Raw genomic sequence first — 22,243 nt, forward strand, 5'->3', positions numbered from 1 at the left:
AACACGCTCTAACTGAAAATGCGGATCAGCTCCAGCGTTTCATTATCGATAATAACGTCCGATTGTTTCAGTTCCTGCATCACCTGAAAAAACTTTTCTCTTTCACCCATGGTAAAATACAGCTTTAACTGACACGTATACGCCTCCAGTGTATTTCCATGCTGCTGTACCAGACGCCGGCACCATTTTTCAGTTTCCGGAAATTTTTTCAGTTCCAGAAGTCTGAGGCAGAGCCCCTCATACTGTTTTACGAAGATCCGCTCTCTGTTTTTCCGATACAGCGATTCTGTGGCCTCCTCCAGCATCTTGACGTACTTCGTCTGCTCCAGAGTTGTAAAGACTTTCTGGCTTAAAACTCTGTTCATATAGTCGAGCATCATCTTCTCGTAATCCGTCTCTTCTTCGCCTTCCTGCTGCATCCCGGTATACATTTTCTGTACCTGTGAGCGGAACTTGTTCAGTTCATCGCAGAGCACCGATGCGGCGTAATGCGATGTCTCGGAATCCCCGCTGTTCAGTGCCATAGTAATCGATTCCAGCGATTTTTGCAGATCGCCGCGGATCACATTCAGCATCAGCATACGCAGATTCTGTTTATCGCTGACGGCAAGTGCTTCCTCGAGCGGTGCTATGTTGCGCTCCCGCTCCTCATCCGCCTTCAGATGTGTCCGCACACGTTCCTTACCAAACACAACATCCTCCAGATCGACTGCCTGACGGAATACGGTTTTGAAAAGAAGATAACTGCACAGAAAAAACGCCGGACCGACGACCGGGCAGAGCACCATGACGATAAAACGGATCAAAAAGGCTCTCCGGTTATCGTATTGCACCTCTTCTCCCTGCTCTTGTTTCAAATCACACGCCGGAACATAAACCAGAGCTCCGATCAGCAGATAGATCAGGGCGATCAGGGCATTGACAATCCACAGAACCACAAAAGTCAGGGTTTCATGGCTCATCACGCTGCCACCTCCCTGTTCACAAGGATACTTTTCAGACCCTCTTCCCCGAAGCGCAAGATCACACCTTTCGCATTTTCTTCATCGGTATTGGAAAGCAATACATGCAGCCCGCCATCCAGGATCCCGATATAATCCGTCTGACGCAGCTTCTGTTCCAGAATCTCACCTGCTTTTTTATAATCTTCGCTGCTGCACACAATCCGAACCAGTGAGCATTCTGTCAGACCGTTTCGCTTCGCCTCGAAAAATGCCGCTACCAGCTGCGTAAAGGCATCTTTTTCGAGAATTTTGCTGTTTTCCAGATACCTGTGTTCGTGCAGCGCTTCCAGATAGCGGTTTGCCCGCACCACTGCATTCTGGATCAGATAGCTGATGACCGTCAGACGGTTGGATTCCGCAAGATTCATGCGGTCCCACGGAAGTCCCCACAGCATCAGGATGATCTGCATCTCATCTTCTGCATAAATAGCCTGCGCCATCAGCGGATAGCGCTCATCCATCGTTTTGTTGATGTAAACGCGATGCTCTTTGAGGTCTTCATACATTTCCTCCATCTCAGGATAGCGGATGGAATTTCCCATTTTTCGCGCTGTCGGTGATGTGAACGAAAAGAGACGCGCATAGACGCGGTTGGCGACGGTATAAATTGCCACATCCTCTGTATTCATCAGCTTCGAAATCGTCTGCGCCGCATAGAAAAGCACCTCATAGGCGCCGTAGCGTTCCAGCGACGATGTGATTTCATAGATTTTTCCAAGACTGTCCTTCTGGTTGACAAGCTGCAGCTCAAAAAGCTGTTTCATGCGCACGTTGCTGTCATTGATCTCCGTCATATCGCCAAGCTGTCCGCGCAGATACCCGATCTCCTCTTCATCATCCTTTTTAATCTGGAGAATCTGATCCCGCATATAACCGACAACCATTCCCAGGATAAAAAGCTGTGCCATCCAGATGTAGGTACTGTAGTCCATCAGCACCTCCAGTCCGCTCTGATGGTACATCTGGCGGAAACAGTAGCCCACAGTCGCCAGCAGGGCCGAGAAAATCGCCTGCTGCTGACCATATACGATGGCAAACAGCAACACATAGAGAAGGTACGCATCCAGCTTTGAAAAATACTGGCTGCCGACTACACGGTTGTTGATCATAAAAAATGGGATAAAACAAATCAGATTTTCGATGTACGGAACCAGCATACGGAAAATCCGGCATAACAGACTCCATACCCGGTTTCCCCAACCCGCCCCCGCATCATCACGCTGCAGAAATGAGCTGCTGTGTTTTTGCATATATGTGACAACGGCTTTCACGCCCTTCTCATATGGGACAAAAATCCTTCCGTCAAACTCTTCCTGATACCGGCTGCCATCCAGCACAAGACGGAAACCTTCACCGACTGTATCGTCACGGATCTCCACGCCGTCTGCGTTCTGCCGGATCAGCTCCGCCAGATCCATCTGTGTGATCGCTTCACCGGATGTGATATGGTACAGTGGATATTTGGGACTCTCCTCCATCATTGCGCGATAGGCAAACGCAACGGCATCATCCTGGTAAATCATGGAAAAAGCAGTTCTGCTGTTGGCTGCGATCTGATTCGTCTTCAGCATTTCCAGTGTCATCCAAAAACACGGATTTCTGTCTGTTTTTCCTTTTCGCGGAATGCCGTACATATGGTCAAAACGAAGAATCCGCGTGTCCATCCCTCTGGTATCACGGTAGCTTCTGCAGATGTTTTCTCCCTGCAGAAGCGCCATTGCCTGAAAGCTTTTCGCGGATGCCGGTTCCGTTTCGTGGATATCACTGCTGTAGGAACGGCCATAAACTGCTTCGGACGACAAATAAATAAACCGGCCATCCTGCTTAAATGCATACGCCGACAGAATATTGGTCAGATCCGCCGTATAGCGGACAGACTCTTTTCTCGCATCACTCCAGTCATAATTTGTATCATAGGCGCCGAGAAAAAGCACGAGATCCGGATTGACATTCGAGAATATTTCCTGCACACTCTCACTTTCATAAGGAAAATCGTAGCGTTCAAAGACACGACGGTATTTTCCTCTTCTGTCCCGTTTTCCCGTTAACAGATACGTCTTATGTCCTTCTTTTTCCATCTTGGTAATCAGATCATCCATCAGTCTGCTCTCGCCACCGACCAAAAATACTATCATATACTATCCTCTTCGTTTTTGCAGATTACGAAAATGATTTTTCGTTTTTCAGGCACACTCCAGAACCCCACAATTTTGCAATGTCTGCAGCACGGCGTTTACATCCTCCTGCACGTCCTCCGCCGGCACATCATAAGCTTCTCCAAGCCGTCTGGCAATCTCCTCCTCAGACGCGGCATCACCTGTCTGTTCATAAATAAAAGCCGCAGTTTCACTTAGGGTAAGTACCCGATTCATTTTTTCTGTCGTTGTCCCATAAGGAATCAGAATATATTCATCTGCGAGTTGTCTGAGTACAAACTCACCTTTTCTGGTCATCTTTCTCTCCATTCACTTACGTTTTTCTTCCCGATGGTGGGAAAGGCCATCATTCCAGAACATTTCAAAATGACTATACCCTACACTTGTCTGAGTGTTTGATACAGCTGTTTATGAAATGCTGTACTGACAGATTTATTATAGCCCCAACTTATTTCATTGTAAACTTTATTTTATTTTTTATCGTTATCTGTAATATTTTTTTATTTTATCGCTCAAATTTCGGCATTTTTGTGGTATACTGAACCATATCTCTCTTTTCACAAAAAATCTTCAAAGGAGTCTCTCATGCAGCCGCTTGATACCGTTTATCTACAGATTCTGAAAAATTTATGCACCGATTCGTCTGAACCGATCCCACTCGATGGGGTGGATACCGCTGCTTTGTACCGTCTGGCAGAAAAACATTGTTCACTTCCTTTTCTTCTGCCTTATTTTGAACAGCAGCCATCGTTTTCCGGGATAAAACAGCAGACAAAACAGATGCTGCTCTCCTATTATCAGCTGGAACATTTCACACGCCTTACTTTTTCGCTCCTCCTTGCAGAGAAGATTCCCTGTTTTCTCTTAAAGGGTATGAGCCTCGCCGCCAATTATCCTGTTCCCGAATACCGAAAATTGGGAGATCTGGACCTTTATATTCCCGAAAAAGAGGCTTTTTCCCGTGCCTGTCGTATTCTCGAGACGAATGGATACACAGAGGAGCCGGAAGACAGTGATCATCATGTTACCTACCGCTTTACCTTTCCGGAAACCGGCCGTTCCTTTACCCTGGAACTCCATTACCGTATCGTTGGCATCTATCAGTTTGCCCGTGCCAACGAGCTGATAGATGAGATCTTCTCCCCGGATCATCTGAAGCCGTCTTTCGTGGAACTTTACGGTCAGACCTATCCTGTTCTTCCGCCCACGGAAAATGTATTTTATATGCTGCACCATATGCTCAAACACTATCTCTACAGTGGTTTCGGCAGCCGTCTGCTCTGCGATTTTACCTTGTATCTGAAGCAGTATGCATCTGAGATTGATTTTGAGAAAATCCACTCCTGGTGCCGGGAATCAAAAATTTTTCATCTTTATGAGCTGATTCTCGGATCCTGCCATCTTTATTTCGGTCTTTCCGCTTCGATTGACCCGCAGATTCGTTCTTCTGCCGCTGACTGTGCTGCCTTTCTGGAACAAATTCTCGCAGACGGCGACTTTGGCAGTGACACGGAGCGGAAAATCGTAAGCCGCGGCTCTTACCGGCACGCCGGTGTCCGTGCCTGGTTCCACGAAGGGCATGTTCAGATGAAGCTTCGATTTTCCAAGCTTCATAAATGTGTGTTGCTCTGGCCGGTATTTTGGGGAATCACTTTTTTCTGTTTTCTCTCCAATACCTACCGCGTCCGCCATACAACACTGCGTCAGACATTAGCAGACTTCCGCGCCGATAACCAGAAAACCAAGCTGTTGAAAATTTTTGAAAATAACGATGTCCCGTAACTGGAAATCCAACAACATTTCCTGTAAAACTCCATAAGGATGGTCTGCACTTTTTGACTATCCGGTAGTATTTGTTTCAGAGTAAAAAAAGAGTAAGTGAACGTCTCCCCTTGTTCACTTACTCTTTTTTCTATACCGTCGATTCCATCTCATTTTTCATGACTTTGAACCGATCACAATCTATGGAAATGCATGCTCCCTCCGCCTATCCCCTTGCAAAGGTTCCACGCCTGTTTTTAATAAAAATGCTGATATCCGATCTGAATTCCGCTGCCGTAGCCGCTGTTGAAATACAGGCATCCGCCAACCGGGCTCTCACCTGCAAGTGCAGCCTGTGCAGCTGCGTAACAGTCACTTCTCGCTCCGCGTGCGAGCACACTCTGGAAAGTTCCGGTCGCAACCGGTGTAAACTGTCCACCCTGATAAATAACGCCGGAAATGCTGTTCGGGAAGGAACCGCTGTTGACACGGTTTACTACAACCGCTCCGACTGCCACCATTCCTGTGTAGCTCTCGCCGCCTGCCTCGCACTCGATCAGTGCTGCAAGCATTGCCACATCATTGCTGTCTGCGGAAATTACCGATGCACTGCCTGCTGTGGAGGCTGCTGCTGCGCTGCTTGCCGCACAGGCCTGTGATGCCTGGTATTCCTCCATGGAAACAGCACCTTTTAACTCCTCTGAAAGTGTCACATAGTCTCCATGAACGTATGCGCTGCTTCCGCTGTACTGGATCTGATACCAGTCAGCCTCTTCGCCGAATATGCTGACTTCACCATTCTGTGTCAGTGTTCCAACCTGCGCGGAATCTGTGGATGCTGCCTCACGGACACGAAGGCTGTCCGCCTGAACAACTCCGGTGATACCGCACATATTGCGGTAATGTGCTTTTGCCTCTTCCCCAAATACCAGATATTCATTCTTTATGTAGCCTTCTACACCATTGGAAGAGATCTTGCTCCACTCGTCTCCTTTTTCTGTTACAGTAACCGCATAGCCCGGCATCAGAACTCCGACGATCTCGGAATCTGCGTTTGCCTCGCTGCGGATGTTGACATATCCTTCTACGTTTGCTGCAGCCATTGTGCTCCAGTCTGTTTTATTTAAAATGGTTTCTTCCTTTGTCTCTGCTTTTACGGGTGCAGCCATGATGACAGTCAGTGTGAGCACGCTCCCCAGGATGCCCGGCACATAACTTTTTTTGAATGTCATACTTACCTCCTGAACAATTATTACGTTTTTGTTACATCTTGTTACAAACCGATTCTACCAGTGTTACATCTTTTTGTCAACTAGAATATTTCGACAACATTCCTGCCTTTTCCCATCGTTTTTTTCATAGGACCCACAATTTTTCACCACTTTTCCGCTTTTTTGACGAATTGGATCGGTTTTTATTCCCACTTTTTCTTCTGCATGCGGCCTGCCTGGAATACTTTTCCGTGTCTTGTTTCCTTCTTTTTATTTTGCTTTTGTTTCACATTCTGCCCTTTCTGCCATCTTTTTCCGCAAATATTTTTTAAGAAATTATGACAGTTCTTTTTCTATTTTTCGACATGCATTACAAACCTTTTCCACTTTTGACGCATTTTCAAATTTTCTTTTAACTTTTTATTTTTACATGATATTTCTTTCTACATATGGTATAATCTTTAAAAAGAAAGAAAATTTATATTTTATCAATTATTTTTCTTTCAATTTATACTTGAAACTTACCGCAGGAAAATAAAACAGACCGACATTAGAAACCGATCAGGTGAAAGGAGGATGTCATATGTTACACAGCACACAGACAACGAAAAAACACACAGGAAATTTGATTCTGAGATTCGGAATGGCAGGCCTCCTGGCGGCCGGATTATTTTTTTCCGCTCCGTATTCGGCAGCAGCCGAGACAGTTCCAAGTGCAGAAAATACAGACGCCGGTGAAATTACCATTCACTTCACCCATTACGATGCACAGAACCTGGAATTCTATCTGAACACCGATCAGGCGGCTCTTGCTTTTACCGATGCTGCCCTGACATTTCAGGATTCCACAATGGATGCGCCGGTCACCATGTCATATCTTTCCGATGATGGTTCCTATGTCCTGTATCAGAACAGCGAACCGGTCGAGGAAGTAAACGGAACGTTCTCCGTATCGATGGTTACGGAACCTGGCTACACACTGGATATGGATCAGATTTCCTTCTATGTTAATGGACAGGCCGTTTCCAATGGTGGTTCCGTTGTGATTACGGATTCTTCGGCGGCGATGACTTCTCTTGTTTACTGTACCGCAATCCCGGAAACACCGGCAACTGACCCGGAGCCATCTCTTCCAGAAGAGCCATCTGCACCGGAAGTTCCGGAAGAACCGGCCGCTCCAGAACCATCCGTTCCGGAACAGCCATCCGCACCGGCAGAAACCCCGACCGTGGTACAGCCATCTGCTTCGGAACAGCCGGCACAGGAAAATATTCTTCCGGAAACCGCAGCTCCTGCATCCAAAACCGCACCGGAACAGGTTCCTGCATCCGAACCGATCGCAGCAGAACCGATTGCCAGCGCAGTTGTTACAGAAGACGAAGAAGTTGATCTTTCCACCATCCACCCGGAAGTTACCGCATCCGCTGTTACTTCTTCCAGCCAGCTTCCAGCCGCAACGCAGATTGTACCATCTGCCAGAACAACAGACCCGGATGCACAGATTATTACTTCGGAAACTGCAGCTCTTGAAAATGCCGCACAGGCCGAGAATACACAGACTGCACACACAGGAATCGGCTCCTGGTTCCATCAGCGAACAAATCAGATCCTCGCAGTCATGATCGCTGTGATCCTGCTTCTGATCCTGATCGAATCACTTCTGGCACTAAAGGATTCCATGAATCAGAAAAGATCGCATCGCTTCTATTAAAAATAAGGTCCATAATAAAAAATAAGCATACAAAAAGAAGGAACGTATCTCATGAAACATGGGATACGTTCCTTCTCTTATATTATTTTTTATCCTCTTTTTTTCGCAGCCGCTTTCTGAATCTCACAGAAATCGTGCAGCGCCTGACGGCCGATTTTTACGATTTTACGGATGTTGATGGAATTTGTTCCGCCCTGACGCGGCTTGAAGCTGATCGGGATGAAACGGATTTTCCGGTGAAAATACGCTCCGAAGGCAGTCATCAGTGCGTTCGGCAGATTGTAGTTTTCCGGCATCAGCGGCAGATACTCGGCCACGTAGTCTGCTTTCATCAGACGGAACGGGGCATTTGCATCCGGCACGGATACGTGGAAATAGGTCCAGAGCACCGCGCACAGCACTTTTTCCACGACAGCGCGGGAAAAGCCGTCGCCGCGGCTTGTGCGGTTTCCGAAAATGGCGTCGTAGCCCTCGCGGATCTGCCAGAACTTTTCGAACTCCGCCGGATCGGTCTGACCGTCGGAATCGGTCTGGAAGATATAGTCCGCACCGTTTTCAAGTGCATAGCGGTAACCGTACAGAACGGTGGAACCGTGGCCGCCGTTTGGCTTCGTCAGCACGGTGAGCAACGGGTGGGTTTCGCACTCTGCTGAAGCAATTTCATACGTATCGTCGCGGCTTCCATCGTTGATGATCACAAGACGGGACGCACCGCCGCCGTTATGCTTCTCCACGACGGGACACCATTCCTCGATCGTTCTTTTGATATTTTCCGACTCATTATAGGCTGGTATTACAATATATAAGGTATCCATTGGTATTCTCCTTGCATTTCCTTCCATCCATTATACAGGATTTCTTTTCATTGCGAAAGATGCGCTCATGGAGAAAATTTCCCAGTACCGTTCGTTTGTTATTCTTCCCACAGTTTCTGCGGATAACGGCCCTCGTCTTTTAATTTCTGCAGTGCTGCCATGACATTTTCTTTGTCTTCTTTGTACGTTACGCCGTACCAGTTATCATAGGAGCGGAGTACGGTGACTTCCGCTTTTTTCTCCTGCAGCAGTTCATCGACAACGAACGGCAGGAAGTATTCGCCTTTTAACGGGTTGGTTTTGTATACATTCTCGAGGAACGGCAGGAAGCGGCGTTTCAGCTCGATCAGAATGCTCGGTGTGAAGCCCCAGAGGTTCATGGAAACGATGGTTCCCTGCGGCAGTCCGGTCCAGGTTGCGCCGTCATCCTCGGTGTATTCGGCCTGTCCGCCGTGGTTTTCGATTCTTGTGCGCTCATGAATGCCGACAAGGTGGTTCTGGTCGTCTGCGGTGCAGATGCCGCGGGCTACGTGGCCATTGTCGGTCAGGGTTTTGTACAGGTCGTAGGCAACCATCGCGTACTGATAGGTCGCGCCGTCCTGCTCGGTTGTCAGCTGGCGGTAGATCTCCTCGAATGCCGTTCTTCCATAATAATCATCGGAATTGATGACGGCGAACGGTGCGCCGTCGATGGCTTCTGCCGCACAGAGAATCGCATGACCGGTTCCCCACGGTTTGACGCGGCCTTCCGGCACTTCGTAGCCTTTCGGGAGAACGTCGAGTTCCTGGTAAACATACTCTACATCCATGTATTTCTCAATTCGCTTGCCGATGCCCTCGCGGAATGCCTCGTCGATGGCTTTTTTGATGATAAAGATGACTTTCTCAAAGCCTGCCTGTTTTGCATCATAAATGGAAAAGTCGATAATCATATTTCCGTACGGGTCAACCGGATCAATCTGTTTTAATCCGCCGTAACGGCTTCCCATTCCTGCTGCCATGATGACTAATACTGGTTTTTTGCTCATGATGTTCTCTCCTTTTTATTCTCCAAAATAAGCTTTTAATCTCTCCGCAAAGTCTGCCGGGATTTCTCTTTCAAATGGAAATGGTTCTGCATCCGCCAGATACTCGGCAATTTCGCCCAGGACACCGGCGCTCCGGTTCAGTGACCAGGCGGAGATCCAGTCGATCGTATCGTGGCAGGTGTGCATGCCGAAACCATCGCGGTTCAGCGTCATCGCCGGGATGCCCTTCCATGCGAAGGTGTTGGAATCGCTGCTCCAGATGTTGTTGATGAGCGATACGCCTTTGTCCGCCTGTTTTAAGTGCTCCATGATCGCGTCGCATGCCTCTTTCGTTGCTGCCACGCCAAGCACGGTTCCGCCGATGGCCTGTCCGGCGAGGTCGACGTTCATGTTGAAGCGGTGCTGCGTCAGCTCGGCTTCATGCGCTTTCACATACGCCCGGCTTCCGCAGAGACCCAGCTCCTCCGCGCCGAACCAGATGCATTCCAGTGTCCGTTTCGGGCGGTTTTCGGCGAAGTAGTGTGCCAGCTCCATGATGATCGCTGCGCCCGCCATGTTGTCGTATGCACCAGGTCCCTGCGGAACGGAATCGTAATGAGCCGTCAGCGTCAGGATTTCCTCTGGCTGCTCGGTTCCCGGGATGCGCAGGATGATATTTTTCGACGTTCTCCTGATTTTTTTCTGCTGTAAAACGAGGCGTGCACGGCTCGCTCCCCGTTCTACCAGTTCCATCGCATCAAGATAATGAATGACGGCGCACGGCAGTTTCGGATTTTTTACGCCGCGCAGGGTGCGGTAGTCCGGCAGGCGGTCCTCGTCTTTGTCCAGCGGCGTTCCGGTCAGGATCAGAAATCCGACGGCTCCTGCTTTTTCCAGTTTTTCATAGTTTTCTGCATTGGCACCGCCGTTGATCAGGACGATTTTCCCTTCTGCATGGGAAAGGCTGACCGGGTCGCCGTTTTCTACGTAGAGGAATGGCGCCTCCACGCCTTCCGGAGCGGTATTGGCTGCCGCGAAGCAGCCGCGGACGGTGTATGTTTTCTCATATGGCTCTGTGACCGTAAAGACAGCTTCGTCAACCTGCCATGTCTCAATCTCGAACGGCTCGCGGCGGATCTGCAATTCGCCCTGCCCCCATTTTTCTGCGATTTCAGAAAGTTCTTTTTCGATCCGGCAGGCTGCTTTTTCTTCGCCTTCCGTTCCGGCTTCGCGGATGTAGTTAAACTGGCTGACGAACGCATACTGCCGCTGGCCGCTGATGGTATTTGCTTTCATAATAATGTTATGTCCTTTTCTTTTTTTATTTTCTTAAAGTTCTTCCAGTACCGCTCTCGCGCTGCGCACGGCTTTGACGTCCGTGCGGTAGAGGGTGTATTCGCTTAAGGATGGAAGTCCCATGTTCACATTTTCTTTCCGATACTGCATCGGGCTCGCCAGTTCGATTTTTCCGGACATGTGGTAGGCGGTCACGCCGGTTTTCGGATACAGCTCGCGGATCGCATCCGCGCAGATACCGCCGCCCGCCTGAATACGGATGCGTCCCGCCGCCTGGCGCTGCAGTTCGGCGAGAAGCTCTGCTCCTTTTACCGCACTGTTCTGCTGACCGGAGGTAAGAATGGTGTTCATACCGAGCGATACCGCCTGCTCAAGCGCTTCTTTGGGATCGCGGCAGACATCAAACGCGCGGTGCAGCGTCACGGACATGCCGTCGGCTGCCTCCATCAGCTGTTCCATCGCTGTCATATTCATTGTTCCATCCTCTTTCAGCACGCCGATCACAACGCCCTCTGCACCGAGTTCGCGATACATCGCAACTTCCTCGCGAATTTCTTCTAATTCATATGGGGTGTAGCAGAAATCCCCGAACCGCGGGCGGATCAATGCATGAATCGGAATGGTTGTCTGTCTGCGGATCACCTCAAACAGCTTCGAACCCGGCGTTGTTCCGCCGATCACCAGATTCTGACACAGCTCCAGCCGGCTTGCCCCGCCTTTTGCCGCCGCAAGCGCCGACTCCGCCGAGTCCACACAGACTTCCAGGATATAATCGTTCATAAAATTCCCTCTGTTTTCGTAATTTTCTTTCTCTATCATACCCTATTTGAGGCAATTAGGAAAGAGCTTCTTTGGTTCACTTTCGTTCACTTCTGCTTCTGATGCAGATATTTTTCTCTCGTTGCCATGCCGCCGCGAATGTGGCGTTCAGACTTGTTCACATCCAGAATTTTCCTTGCCTCTGCCGCCAGACCCGGATTCACTTGTACCAGACGTGATGTCAGATCCTTATGCACGGTACTTTTGCTCACTCCGAATTTTTTCGCCGTCTGCCGTACGGTCGCTTTCGTCTCAATCATGTAAATTGCTGTCTCCACAGCACGCTCTTCGATATAGTCCCTCACAAAAAGCCTCCGAAGACGCTGTTTTTACAGTGTATTCGGAGGCTTTGATGGGTATGTCTTCTATTTTATTATTTGTAATATACCCATACCGCTTTTGTCTGTTCCAGCACCTGATCGATATCCCAGGTTTTTTCGGAATTTTTTCTGCTGTTTGGGTCGTTGATTTTCAGTCTGCCATTCTGCAATCCGGTAAGAACGATAAAATGACCGTTGCTGGTAAACTCCCCGGGTCCCATCAGGGCAATGATGGGGTTTCCGGCCTGCAGGTTGTTTTCCACCCGTTCCCGTTCCACAGGGATTTCTTTGCTGGAAAGGCCGATCTGCCGGGCTCCTTCCAGCATCAGAGACCAGGCGGTTCCGCTGCCGTCTACGGCATAGCCGTTCTGTGAGGCAAAATCGGCGACCCAGCGCGGATTTTTTGTGATATCGCCAGTCATGAAAATGGCAACCATGGAAAGTGCTGTCGGTCCGCAGCCGCTTAATCCCATCACTTCACCGGCATATCGGTGATAGCCCCATCTCTGATCCCACTGCAAGAGAAGCGGAACCTCCGATGCGGATGACAGGTCGCTCAGGTCAATCTCCGGCTCCTCCTCTTTTTTCAACGGATATTCTTCGACGAACGTCTCCGTCTCATTGTTTCTCTCGTAAAGCGACAACAGCTCCTCCGGGTACCGATCCATTGAAATGCCGTTTGCTTTCGCATACCGTTGGATCGGATTCTGCCGGAAGCGCCGCACACCGCCCAAAAACAGAAGACAGCCGAACAGCAATAGCAGCCCGCGGATCCGCCATACCTTTCTTTTTCGTCTCCGTGCTCTTTCTCTTCTTTGTATTATCCTTCTTTGTGTCATTCTTTTTTGTTCTGCTATCTCTTGCCATTCCAGTGTATTGTTTTCACGGATCATGAAAAATCCCCCTCCCGATCTTATGGTGTACTCCCAAAATCTTTCTGTGCCTGATTTTGTGAGATGATTGAGAGTACATTCTTCCTTTTCATCATAACAAATTTCCGATTTTTCTTTTTGTATATTTTCCGAAGAAAAACTGCTTTTTTTCCGTCTGCTTTCTTAAGATTTTTTGTATCTGTGCAAAGCCATGCGAAACGGAAGCAAAACCGCAAGCAGGAAAAAGATGGCAAATTCCGGAAATATCATTGAGAAAAAAGTTCAAAAATGGTAAAATAGGAAAAACAACATCTTTAAGCGGAGGATAAAACAAAATGAAAAAACTGAAAGTAAAAAAAGGCAGCACCTGTATGGCTTGTCTTGCCTGTGTGGGAGCATGTTCTGAGGCATTTTATAAGGTATTTGATCCGGACAAGGCATGTCTGCAGATCGTAGAGAAAAAGGCTGTCCGCCCGATCGCCTGTCCGCAGTGCGGTAAATGTGCCGAGGCCTGTCCGGAAGGCGCCATTACCCAGAACCCGAAGGGCGTTTACATGATCAACAAGAAAAAATGTACGGGATGCGGAGCCTGTGCGAAGGCCTGTCCATTTGGCCTGATCGTAAAAACCGAGGGAAATCCGGCTTCCAAATGTATCGCCTGCGGTATCTGCGCGAAAGCCTGCCCGATGGATGTACTGGAAGTTGTGGACGAATAATGATCCGAACTCTTAGATATCGCCAGGATCTCGTGTAAGCACAGATCCTGACTCATTGCTCACATAAACATAAAAATGCACTGTGGAACGTCGTCGGACAATTTCACAGTGCATTTTTATCTTAAACGAAAAACAATTGATTCCCGCTCGCTGCCTGGCAGAATGATCGATGCCCGTTTCCACAGACGGCATTCCGACAAAAAGGGACAAAATTTACAATTTTACTCCCACGCCAGCAGAACCATCGATTTTGCCGGAAGCATCATGCTTTCTTTCATCTCTGCTCCATCCTCTGCACAGCGTTTTCCATCGCAGAGCAGTTTCCAGTTTCCTTCCGGGAGTTTCTGAAAAGCTTCTTTTTCCCATGGATTGTAGAAGACGCAGACTGCGCGGCCATCCGGGTATTCCAGTTCGTAACCTGCGATCTGGTTTTCACGGAAAAATGTCTTTTTACAGTCCGGCTCGCACGTTCCGTATGCCTGAAATTTTCGGCGCAGAGCGAGAAGACCACGGTAATAGTCCACCAGCTCTTCCTGCTCTAAGGCGCGTGTCCAGTCAATTTTGTTGAGCTGCCACGACGATTTGAAGCTGTTTCCTTCGCCATGCTTCGTGCGCGCAAATTCCTCACCCGCCTGGAAAAACGGCATTCCCTTGCAGGTCATCACAATGCCCGCCGCCAGACGGTTCATCGAAAGCGTCCGCTCATCCATCTTGTCAAAATCCGGCTCCGCATCCTCCTTCCGCTTCGGATCGGACAGTTTTAATTTATCCCACAGTGTATAATTATCATGTGCCGACACATACGGAATCAGCTGGCTCGCATTGCGCGGCTCATAGGCTCCTTTTCCGTCCAGCCAGCCGTCTGTCGCGGAAAGTATTCCTGCTGAAAGACGCTCTTTTCCATTGACATAGCCTCCCTCTGCGGCAATGAAAACACTTCCCTTGATGGAATCTCTCGTATCGTCACAGAACATGGAAATGCCATCCATCAGCTTTCCGATATTCTGTTTATCCGAAGGGAAATATCCCTCCTGCATTGCGCTTGCCGCTGCTTTCCACGGTTCACCGTAAACCAGAATCTCCTCGCCGCGCGGCATCCGGTTCAGAGCTGTGCGGATCGCATTCATGGTCTCCGTGTCATGCAGTGCCATCAGATCGAAGCGGAAACCGTCGATATGATATTCCTTCGCCCAGTAACAAACCGAGTGAACCATAAAGCGGCGGAACATCTCCCGCTCACTTGCCGTCTCGTTTCCACAGTCGGAGCCATTGGAAATCGTGCCGTCCTCCCATTCACGGTAATAATAATAAGGAACTGTTTTCTGAAGCGGCGAATCGAGATTATACGTATGATTGTATACCACATCCATAATCACGCCGATGCCGGCTTTATGCAGTGCCTGAACCATTTCCTTCATTTCCCGGATACGTACCTCTCCGTGGAAAGGATCGGTTGCATAGGATCCCTCCGGCACATTGTACTGCACCGGGTCGTAGCCCCAGTTGAACGCTTCCGCATCGTCTTCCGGCACACTTCCGAAATCGAAAACAGGAAGCAGATGCACATGAGAAATGCCAAGCGACTTCAGATAATCGAGCCCTGTCGCATGAATTCCGTCTCCATTCAGTGTTGTGCCTTCTTCCGTAAATGCCAGAAACTTTCCACGGTGCTTATCCGAAACACCGGAATTCGGATCGCTTGAAAAATCCTTCACATGAAGCTCATACACACAGCGGTCCTCCGGCCGGATTTCCGGTCTTTTATCCTGCTCCCAGCCCACCGGGTCCGTCTCTGCAAGATTTACTACCATACTCCGCTCCGAATCAACACCGGAAGCCACGCCGTACGGATCGACCGTATCAAAAACGCCATCTGAGTGCAGAATGTGATACGTATAATACGTTCCATACCGCGCTCCCTGCAATGCACAACTCCAGACACCCTTTTCGCCGCGCGTCATCGCAATCGAGGCTATTTTTCGGTCCCCGTACTCCCGGCTGCTGCCACGTGAAAACAGCTCCAGCGAAACCTCCATTGCTGTCGGCGCCCAGAGCTTCCACTCTGTCACAAACTGCTCATCCTTTTTCGGCATCTGCCAGTTTCCATCACATTCCCTGCTCTTCTTCACCGAGACACCGAGGTCATCCCCTTCATACGTAAAGTTTTCCACAAATTCTTCCGATTCAAAAAAGCTTTTCCACTCCGCCGGCGTTCTTTTCACCACCGCATTCATCTTCTTTCCCTCCATTTCTTTGTAAACCCGCAGAATCTCTCCGACACTCCACGCCTGCGCATAGCAGCCCTTCGACATCACCGGCGCCGCACCATCATAAATCTCCGCCAGATGAAACAGGCATCCTTCCTGCATCCAGCTCGCAAGACGGTCCAGTCCGCGGCGCACTTCCTGTTTTCCCTCCTTCGGGAAATAGTTCAGCACCGCACGGAAATACGCCCCAAGCGGAAATCCCCAGACTGTCCCCTGATGATATGCCCTGTCACGCTCCGGCTGGCTTCCGCCGATCCATGGATGAAATGCCGGATCCTCCATCTCCAATGACCGCAGTCCTGCTGTCGTATACAGCTTTTCTTTAACCGCCTGTAAGATCCGCTGCCCCTGCTTCTGACTCATCATCTGAAACGGAAGCGCCAGCACAAAGACCTGATTGCATCGAAACTGCTTCTCTTCATACGTGCCGTTCAGCACATCCTTCAGATATCCTTCCTCTTCCATCCAGAACTTTTCGAGGAAACTCTTCTTCACCTGCTCCGCAAGCTTCCCATACGCCGATCCATCCTTTCCGACAAACGGCGCCAGCTCTTCCAGAATCCTCAGACCATTATACCAGTACGCATTAATCTCCACCGGCTTCCCGTGACGCGGTGTCGGCAGCTCCTTGTCAATCCGCACATCCATCCACGTCACCTGTTCCAGACCGCCCCCGGCCATAATCAGCCCGTCACTGTCCATTTTAATATGGAAATCCGTTCCCTTCTGATACCAGAACACAATATCCTCCATCACCGGAAACGCCTCGCACACAAACTCCAGATCTCCTGTTTCAAGGTAATACTCATACACCACATCCAAAAACAAAAGGGCCGCATCCACCGTATTATACATCGGAAGCGCATCCCCCTCCGGAAACAGGTTCGGCATCAGTCCTTCTTTTGTATATGCCATAAAGGTTCGAAGAATGCTCTTGCACTCTTCATATTCCCCAATTGCCAGCGTGCACCCCGGCAGCGAAATCATCGTATCCCGCCCCCAGTCCGCAAAATAAGGAAAACCAGCCATAATACTCTTCCCACCTGTCGATGCACGTTCCGTAATATACTGACTCGCACTCACCGCCAGCCGCTTTCCCACCGGATCAGAAATCCCGGACTTTTCCGCAATCGCCTCCTGCCGCTTCTCTTCCTCTTCTATCCACAGCGCAATCCTTTCCTCATCCCACTTATCCACATCATCCGCGAGACTATACACAACAAAAAAGACCTGCTCCCTGCCGTCTCCCGTCATCTCAAACCGAATCCGATGATTCACGACAGCACTTCCGATGCCATCTCTTCCATCCCGCGCATCCTGCTCAAAAAACAAATCCCTCCAGATCCTCTCCTTCTCCATCTGAAGCTCCCCATTCGTTCCATAAGAAAGAATCACACCATTACTCGCAATGCACTTCCGGTCCACCGCAAAATTCTGCCCCTCCTGCAGCTGCTCTCCCTTCGCCGCAAACCGCATCACCGGCCGAACCGAAAAACTCCCCTTCTTCCCACTTCTCACCCGATACCGGACAAGAACCGTATTCTCCCCCTGAACCATCCCAATCGTCTTCTCAATCTCAACCCCCTTCACCCGGTAAAACCATACCGGCAGACTCCCCATCTCAAATCCTTCCAGAAACCGAAACCCCTCCACATTCTGCGTCCGATTCACAAACTCCTGTGAAAACAGCTCCGTCTCCTCACCATCCACCTCCAACGTCTCCCAGACATTCGAAATCAGATGCTCCCGCACCGTAGGCGCCTTCAATGCTCCCATTAACAGCGCCTGATCATTCCTCGCCGCATTCCCCATCACCGTCAGCGAACAATAACCTCCCAGTCCGTTTGTCAGCAAAAAACACTTCTTTTCTCCACTCCGGAAATCCATCCACTCCGAAGCATTCAGTCGAATCCTATCCATACCCAAAAACCTCCAAATTTCACACAATATCTTCCCGAAACTTTTCTGTTCTCATAAAATCAAGCACAAAAAACTCCGAAAATATTTTTTTCATTCTATCTCCAAACTTTGCACCAGTCAACAAACTCACGCCGATTCGCCCTCCAGGCGAATCCAGCCCCTCTCCCCGTCCTCCAACACACTCTCCCCTTCCACATACAACAATCTCACGCCGATCTGCCCTCCGGGCAGATCCAGACCACTCCTCCCGTCCTCCAACCCCAGGATCTGGCTCCGGCGTCGTGGCACCTGCCGCGCAGACAGGCGCATTGGCATCGGCGGCATGCGGATGATGCACACGTGGGAGGCGGTGGATTGAGGATGACGGACGGCCATCCAGGCCGGAAGTCAAGAGGCTCTGAGACGGGAAATCATCAGATTTCCTGTCGAATAGCCTCGGTTCCTCAATCCACCGCCTCCCACACGTCATCATCCGCCCGCCGATGCCACCGCGCCCGTCTGTGCGGCAGGTGCCACGGCGCCGGAGCCAGATCCGTCCCTCCCCCCCACACAAATAGAGCAGCCGACCCCTCATCGGCTGCTCCACAAATCATCCTTTGACGGCTCCTGAAAGCCCATCTGTATAATATCTCTGCATTACAACAAACAAAATCGCAATCGGCACCGAAATGCAAACCGCTCCCGCCGCAAAGCAAGTATACCAGCTGTCGATATACTCCTTCTCCAGCATCTTCCACAGACCCAGTGCAACCGTATAATACTTCGCATTCGCCCTGCAGATAACCTTTGCGAAAATAAAGTCCAGCCACGGTCCCAGAAATGCACTCAAAGTCGTGTACACAATAATCGGCTTACTCAGTGGAATTGTCACCTTCGTAAATACCTGGAATCTCGTTGCTCCATCCAGATAAGCCGCCTCATCCAGTGCCTTCGGAACCGTATCAAAAAATCCCTTTGCAAGCAGGAATCCCGCTCCGGAACCGCCCGAGTACACCAGAATCAATGCCACACGGATCATCGATCCCTCCGAAAGGCCAACTGCCTTTAAAATATAGTAGACAGCAACCATCGACATAAATGCCGGGAACAGACCTAAGATCATCGCGATGTTCATGTAAGTCTTACGGATTTTAAACCGCATTCTCGACATGCAGTAAGAAACCGAAAGCACAAATATTGTAGAAATCAGACAACTGAACACCGCAATGATAAATGTGTTCTTAAACATCTGCGGAAAGTCTAACACCTGCGTATCTGTAAACAGACGCACATAGTTATGAAGCGTATATCCCTTTGGGAAAAAGCTGGTAACATAAGATCCCTTCTGTGTACTGAAGCTTAAGAGTGCAATCCACAGAACCGGAATCACCCACACAATCGCAAGCAGTGCCAGAACCACATGTACAATCACATCGGAAATCATTCCACGCGCTTTCATGGAGTGTGTTTTTTTCTCTTTGTTATTCATTATTGGAATCCCTCCTCGTTCTTGTAAGAACCAGTATTCCGGTACGTGATCAGTGAAACCACAGCCAGAATGACAAAGGTAAGAATACCGACAACCGCACCAACGTTAAAGTACTGTAAGTCAACCGTCAGCTTGTACAGCCAGGTAACCAGAAGGTCCGTCTTTCCGGCGGTTGCTCCGACCGGAACCGGTGCTCCTGCAGTCAGCAGATAAATAACGTTGAAGTTGTTGATATTACCCGTAAACGTCGTAATCAGATACGGAGTCGTGACAAACAGCATATACGGCAGCGTAATCTTAAAGAAAATTGTCACAGGACCTGCGCCATCAACACGGGCTGCCTCGTAAAGCTCACCCGGAATGTTCTGTAAGATACCGGTAACCTGCATCATGGTAAACGGAATACCAACCCAGAGGTTGATGATAACAACCGTTGCTCTCGCCCAGGTCGCATTTGTCAGGAACGGAAGCGGACTGCTGATCAGACCGGCCTGAACCAAGAGGTTGTTGATCAGGCCGTTGTCCTTTAACATCGTACGCATCAGAAGAAGAGAAACGAACTGCGGAATTGCAGCGGAGAGCATAAAACAGAATCTCCAGAATCCCTTGATGCGGGTTGTTTTACGATTGATGACAATCGCAAGAATCATACCAAGAATATAGTTCAGGAAGGTAGCGAGCACAGCCCAGATCAGGGTCCATCCAAGAACAGACCAGAATGTCTTGCCGATCGAGTTGCCCATGCCAAGAACCGTACTGAAATTTTTCAGTCCAACCCAGTGAAAAATCGTCAGATGGTCGCCGACTTTACTGTAGCTGGTGAAAGCCATACAGATCATAAAGACCAGTGGAAGGATTGTGAAAATCACAATACCGAGAATCGGAAGTGTCAGCAGGGTCCAGTGCAGTCTCTTGTCAACGAGTGCTTCCAGATCCTCTTTGATGGTGTTGATATGTTTCCCTTCCTTTGCACGACACTCTACCTCATAAGCGCTCTTCATATTGACACGCCAGATCATAAAGAAGAGAACCGTAATAAAAATCGTTGCTACTCCGTAGAGCAGGAACAGAATTGTCATATCGCCGCCGGTATATTCATAAATACCCTTGGCCTCGTTCCACACCTCTTCCTGCGCACGGCCGCCCAGGGTGATGAGATGATAGAGATTGTTGATACCGCCTTCGATCATAAACAGGAGATACGCAATTTCTACTGCCAGAAATAAAATACCCTTTACGATCTGTTTGTGAGCCAGATTTCCCAGTCCCATGACAAACATGGAAAGTTTCGTGACCGCATCGCCCTTTGTGATGGCTTTTGTCACCGGATAGGGAGTCTCAAACTCTTTGGCGCGTTTTTTCAATGATGCCATAATCTATCCTTTCCGAAAGACAGGCATTGTCAATCCTGGTGTCTGACAATGCCTGTGGTTTCAATCCTGTTGATTTCCGAACACTTCAGTGCCTGTCTTGCTTACTCGACTGCAGAAGTATTCATGCTTGTGTTCAGTTTCTCTGTCATTTCTGCAGCGTTATCATGGGTAACTTCACCGTTGACCAGAGATTTACCAAAATTCTCTGCCGGAGTCCAGTAGTTGCTCATATTCTTAACGAACGGCTGGATGATAGAAGTATTGTTGAAGGTATCGTTCTGAGCAGTTACCAGTGCATCGTCTGTGATCTGGGAAAGCAGCTCTTCGTTACACGGAACTACGTTTCTCATTTCATAGTGTGCTTTCTGAGCATCTGCGCTTCCGAGATATCTTGCAAGAGCAACTGCAACCTGCGGATATTCACAGTTCGGATTCACACCGATTGCTTTAGAACCGGAGAAGGATTTCATCTGTTTCTCCTCGCCGTTGATGGTGATGGTCGGAAGCTGTACAACACCGTAATTATCACCGAGTGCCTCTTTAACTGCGGATGCATCCCAGGAACCGGAGAACATTGCTTTTACAGAACCGTCACGCAGACCGGAAAGACCGGATCCGTCTGCATCAGATACGAAGTTCGGATTGTTTACCAGGTCAACCAGGTAATCGGTCACTGCTTTTGCTTTATCGCCTTCGAAGTCAACGCCTGCTGCCTCGTCTGTTCCGTCCTCACCGAACAGCGTACAGCCGTTTGCTACGTAGAAGGAAGCAATGTACCAGGAGTTTGTAATCGGGAAGGAAATCTTGTCTTTTGCGATCATGGTATCCAGGTTTTTCACTTCATCCTCAGTGAATGCAGATTTATCATAGTACATAAACCAGGTGTTTGTGGTGAATGGTACACCGTAGATATCGCCGTCAACGGATACGGAATCTACAATTGCCTGAGAGTTGTTCTCTTTTACCTCCTCAACTGTCTGTCCGCCGAGTTTTGAAATTCCGTTTGCAGCGATCAGGGATGTCAGGTTGTCGTTTGCAAACATGTAAACATCTGCTGCTCCTTCAACGTCCTGTGTTACGGTATCTTTTGCATCGCTCTCTGCGCATACACCGTAATCAAAGGTAATGTGCCAGGATGGATGCTCCTCTGCAAACTGATTGCACATGGTCTGCAGCCACTCACCGCTGTCGCTTGCCTGATCCTCTGATGGAGACCATACGGTAAGGGTTGTGGTAATTTCCTCTTCCTCTGCTGCGTTGGAAGCAGATGCGCTTGTGCTTCCTGCCTCGGATGTGCTCTTGGAATCGTTTCCGGAAGCGGCATTTGAAGAACCGCTGTCGCTGTTTCCGCATCCTGCCAGCATGCCAACTGCAAGTGCTGCGGTCATCATAATAGATACTACTTTCTTTTTCATATTGAAAATCCTCCTTATATGATTTTTCTTTCTGGAACGTCTGCTGTCATATCGCATTTGCTGCTTGGTATCTCTCGTTCTTATTGATTTTATTATAGCAGTTGGCGGATTT

At 49.1% G+C, this 22,243-nt stretch carries 17 protein-coding genes; 3 read left to right on the forward strand and 14 right to left on the reverse strand.

Features of this window, described 5'->3' with window-relative positions:
• Positions 1 to 8 precede the first annotated feature (8 nt).
• From DWX26_RS07385 to DWX26_RS07395, 3 genes are read right to left on the reverse strand one after another with little or no spacing between them, the layout of a single operon-like run.
• A complete protein-coding gene (locus DWX26_RS07385) occupies positions 9 to 962 on the reverse strand; it encodes a hypothetical protein (RefSeq protein ID WP_118601167.1) in 954 nt (317 codons plus the stop codon).
• Complete coding sequence (locus tag DWX26_RS07390) at positions 962 to 3,139, reverse strand: NAD-dependent epimerase/dehydratase family protein (protein ID WP_118601168.1); 2,178 nt, start codon at positions 3,137 to 3,139, stop codon at positions 962 to 964. Before DWX26_RS07390 ends, DWX26_RS07385 begins: the two co-directional genes overlap by 1 nt.
• 48 nt (positions 3,140 to 3,187) lie before the next feature.
• A complete protein-coding gene (locus tag DWX26_RS07395; protein WP_158555018.1) occupies positions 3,188 to 3,457 on the reverse strand; it encodes a PqqD family protein in 270 nt (89 codons plus the stop codon).
• A gap of 288 nt (positions 3,458 to 3,745) precedes the next feature.
• Here DWX26_RS07395 and DWX26_RS07400 point away from each other — a divergent pair, with 288 nt between their 5' ends.
• Positions 3,746 to 4,942 carry a nucleotidyltransferase domain-containing protein gene (locus tag DWX26_RS07400; protein ID WP_117510152.1) on the forward strand — a complete coding sequence of 399 codons (1,197 nt, stop codon included), beginning with the start codon at positions 3,746 to 3,748 and terminating at the stop codon, positions 4,940 to 4,942.
• A 236-nt stretch (positions 4,943 to 5,178) separates the two neighbouring features.
• Here DWX26_RS07400 and DWX26_RS07405 read toward each other — a convergent pair whose 3' ends face one another.
• Entirely contained in the window at positions 5,179 to 6,153 is a 975-nt protein-coding gene (locus DWX26_RS07405; RefSeq protein ID WP_118601169.1) for a cell wall hydrolase, read from the reverse strand.
• Between the two features lie 562 nt (positions 6,154 to 6,715).
• Here DWX26_RS07405 and DWX26_RS07410 point away from each other — a divergent pair.
• Positions 6,716 to 7,843 carry a hypothetical protein gene (locus tag DWX26_RS07410; protein ID WP_118601170.1) on the forward strand — a complete coding sequence of 376 codons (1,128 nt, stop codon included), beginning with the start codon at positions 6,716 to 6,718 and terminating at the stop codon, positions 7,841 to 7,843.
• An 89-nt stretch (positions 7,844 to 7,932) separates the two neighbouring features.
• Here DWX26_RS07410 and DWX26_RS07415 read toward each other — a convergent pair whose 3' ends face one another.
• The 6 genes from DWX26_RS07415 to DWX26_RS07440 all read right to left on the reverse strand — a co-directional run bounded on the left by DWX26_RS07415 (position 7,933) and on the right by DWX26_RS07440 (position 12,993).
• Positions 7,933 to 8,658, reverse strand: coding sequence for a glycosyltransferase family 2 protein (locus tag DWX26_RS07415; protein ID WP_117510155.1), 726 nt, complete (start codon positions 8,656 to 8,658; stop codon positions 7,933 to 7,935).
• Between the two features lie 98 nt (positions 8,659 to 8,756).
• Entirely contained in the window at positions 8,757 to 9,686 is a 930-nt protein-coding gene (locus DWX26_RS07420; protein WP_055220899.1) for a nucleotidyltransferase family protein, read from the reverse strand.
• A gap of 15 nt (positions 9,687 to 9,701) precedes the next feature.
• Positions 9,702 to 10,961 (reverse strand): M20/M25/M40 family metallo-hydrolase, encoded by a 1,260-nt coding sequence (locus tag DWX26_RS07425; RefSeq protein ID WP_117510157.1) that lies wholly within the window; start codon positions 10,959 to 10,961, stop codon positions 9,702 to 9,704.
• A gap of 33 nt (positions 10,962 to 10,994) precedes the next feature.
• Positions 10,995 to 11,741, reverse strand: a complete 747-nt coding sequence (locus tag DWX26_RS07430; RefSeq protein WP_117510171.1) for a copper homeostasis protein CutC — start codon at positions 11,739 to 11,741, stop codon at positions 10,995 to 10,997.
• A gap of 86 nt (positions 11,742 to 11,827) precedes the next feature.
• Complete coding sequence (gene spoIIID / locus DWX26_RS07435) at positions 11,828 to 12,085, reverse strand: sporulation transcriptional regulator SpoIIID (protein ID WP_055220903.1); 258 nt, start codon at positions 12,083 to 12,085, stop codon at positions 11,828 to 11,830.
• Between the two features lie 68 nt (positions 12,086 to 12,153).
• Entirely contained in the window at positions 12,154 to 12,993 is an 840-nt protein-coding gene (locus DWX26_RS07440) for a C39 family peptidase (RefSeq protein ID WP_118595557.1), read from the reverse strand.
• Positions 12,994 to 13,307: 314 nt separating this feature from the next.
• Between DWX26_RS07440 and DWX26_RS07450 the strand changes: the two genes are divergently transcribed.
• A complete protein-coding gene (locus DWX26_RS07450) occupies positions 13,308 to 13,688 on the forward strand; it encodes a 4Fe-4S binding protein (protein WP_022463049.1) in 381 nt (126 codons plus the stop codon).
• A gap of 221 nt (positions 13,689 to 13,909) precedes the next feature.
• On the opposite strand, the gene pulA is transcribed toward DWX26_RS07450, so the two are convergent.
• The 4 genes from pulA to DWX26_RS07470 all read right to left on the reverse strand — a co-directional run bounded on the left by pulA (position 13,910) and on the right by DWX26_RS07470 (position 22,131).
• Positions 13,910 to 17,875 carry a type I pullulanase gene (gene pulA / locus DWX26_RS07455; RefSeq protein WP_118601171.1) on the reverse strand — a complete coding sequence of 1,322 codons (3,966 nt, stop codon included), beginning with the start codon at positions 17,873 to 17,875 and terminating at the stop codon, positions 13,910 to 13,912.
• 589 nt (positions 17,876 to 18,464) lie between these two features.
• Positions 18,465 to 19,343, reverse strand: coding sequence for a sugar ABC transporter permease (locus DWX26_RS07460; protein ID WP_227094136.1), 879 nt, complete (start codon positions 19,341 to 19,343; stop codon positions 18,465 to 18,467).
• Positions 19,343 to 20,716 carry a carbohydrate ABC transporter permease gene (locus tag DWX26_RS07465; protein ID WP_117761299.1) on the reverse strand — a complete coding sequence of 458 codons (1,374 nt, stop codon included), beginning with the start codon at positions 20,714 to 20,716 and terminating at the stop codon, positions 19,343 to 19,345. The genes DWX26_RS07460 and DWX26_RS07465 overlap by 1 nt, the downstream gene beginning before the upstream one ends.
• A 101-nt stretch (positions 20,717 to 20,817) precedes the next feature.
• Positions 20,818 to 22,131, reverse strand: coding sequence for an extracellular solute-binding protein (locus tag DWX26_RS07470; protein ID WP_117510163.1), 1,314 nt, complete (start codon positions 22,129 to 22,131; stop codon positions 20,818 to 20,820).
• Positions 22,132 to 22,243 lie beyond the last annotated feature (112 nt).

This window comes from Blautia sp. AF19-1, from assembly GCF_003479155.1.
Classification (GTDB): Bacteria; Bacillota; Clostridia; order Lachnospirales; family Lachnospiraceae; genus Fusicatenibacter; species Fusicatenibacter saccharivorans.

Bases quoted from the DNA above. Each gene is read 5' to 3' on its own strand.
- DWX26_RS07385 (WP_118601167.1), bottom strand. From the start codon at position 962: ATGAGCCATGAAACCCTGACTTTTGTGGTTCTGTGGATTGTCAATGCC.
- DWX26_RS07390 (WP_118601168.1), bottom strand. From the start codon at position 3,139: ATGATAGTATTTTTGGTCGGTGGCGAGAGCAGACTGATGGATGATCTG.
- DWX26_RS07395 (WP_158555018.1), bottom strand. From the start codon at position 3,457: ATGACCAGAAAAGGTGAGTTTGTACTCAGACAACTCGCAGATGAATAT.
- DWX26_RS07400 (WP_117510152.1), top strand. From the start codon at position 3,746: ATGCAGCCGCTTGATACCGTTTATCTACAGATTCTGAAAAATTTATGC.
- DWX26_RS07405 (WP_118601169.1), bottom strand. From the start codon at position 6,153: ATGACATTCAAAAAAAGTTATGTGCCGGGCATCCTGGGGAGCGTGCTC.
- DWX26_RS07410 (WP_118601170.1), top strand. From the start codon at position 6,716: ATGTTACACAGCACACAGACAACGAAAAAACACACAGGAAATTTGATT.
- DWX26_RS07415 (WP_117510155.1), bottom strand. From the start codon at position 8,658: ATGGATACCTTATATATTGTAATACCAGCCTATAATGAGTCGGAAAAT.
- DWX26_RS07420 (WP_055220899.1), bottom strand. From the start codon at position 9,686: ATGAGCAAAAAACCAGTATTAGTCATCATGGCAGCAGGAATGGGAAGC.
- DWX26_RS07425 (WP_117510157.1), bottom strand. From the start codon at position 10,961: ATGAAAGCAAATACCATCAGCGGCCAGCGGCAGTATGCGTTCGTCAGC.
- DWX26_RS07430 (WP_117510171.1), bottom strand. From the start codon at position 11,741: ATGAACGATTATATCCTGGAAGTCTGTGTGGACTCGGCGGAGTCGGCG.
- DWX26_RS07440 (WP_118595557.1), bottom strand. From the start codon at position 12,993: ATGATCCGTGAAAACAATACACTGGAATGGCAAGAGATAGCAGAACAA.
- DWX26_RS07450 (WP_022463049.1), top strand. From the start codon at position 13,308: ATGAAAAAACTGAAAGTAAAAAAAGGCAGCACCTGTATGGCTTGTCTT.
- pulA (WP_118601171.1), bottom strand. From the start codon at position 17,875: ATGGATAGGATTCGACTGAATGCTTCGGAGTGGATGGATTTCCGGAGT.
- DWX26_RS07460 (WP_227094136.1), bottom strand. From the start codon at position 19,343: ATGAATAACAAAGAGAAAAAAACACACTCCATGAAAGCGCGTGGAATG.
- DWX26_RS07465 (WP_117761299.1), bottom strand. From the start codon at position 20,716: ATGGCATCATTGAAAAAACGCGCCAAAGAGTTTGAGACTCCCTATCCG.
- DWX26_RS07470 (WP_117510163.1), bottom strand. From the start codon at position 22,131: ATGAAAAAGAAAGTAGTATCTATTATGATGACCGCAGCACTTGCAGTT.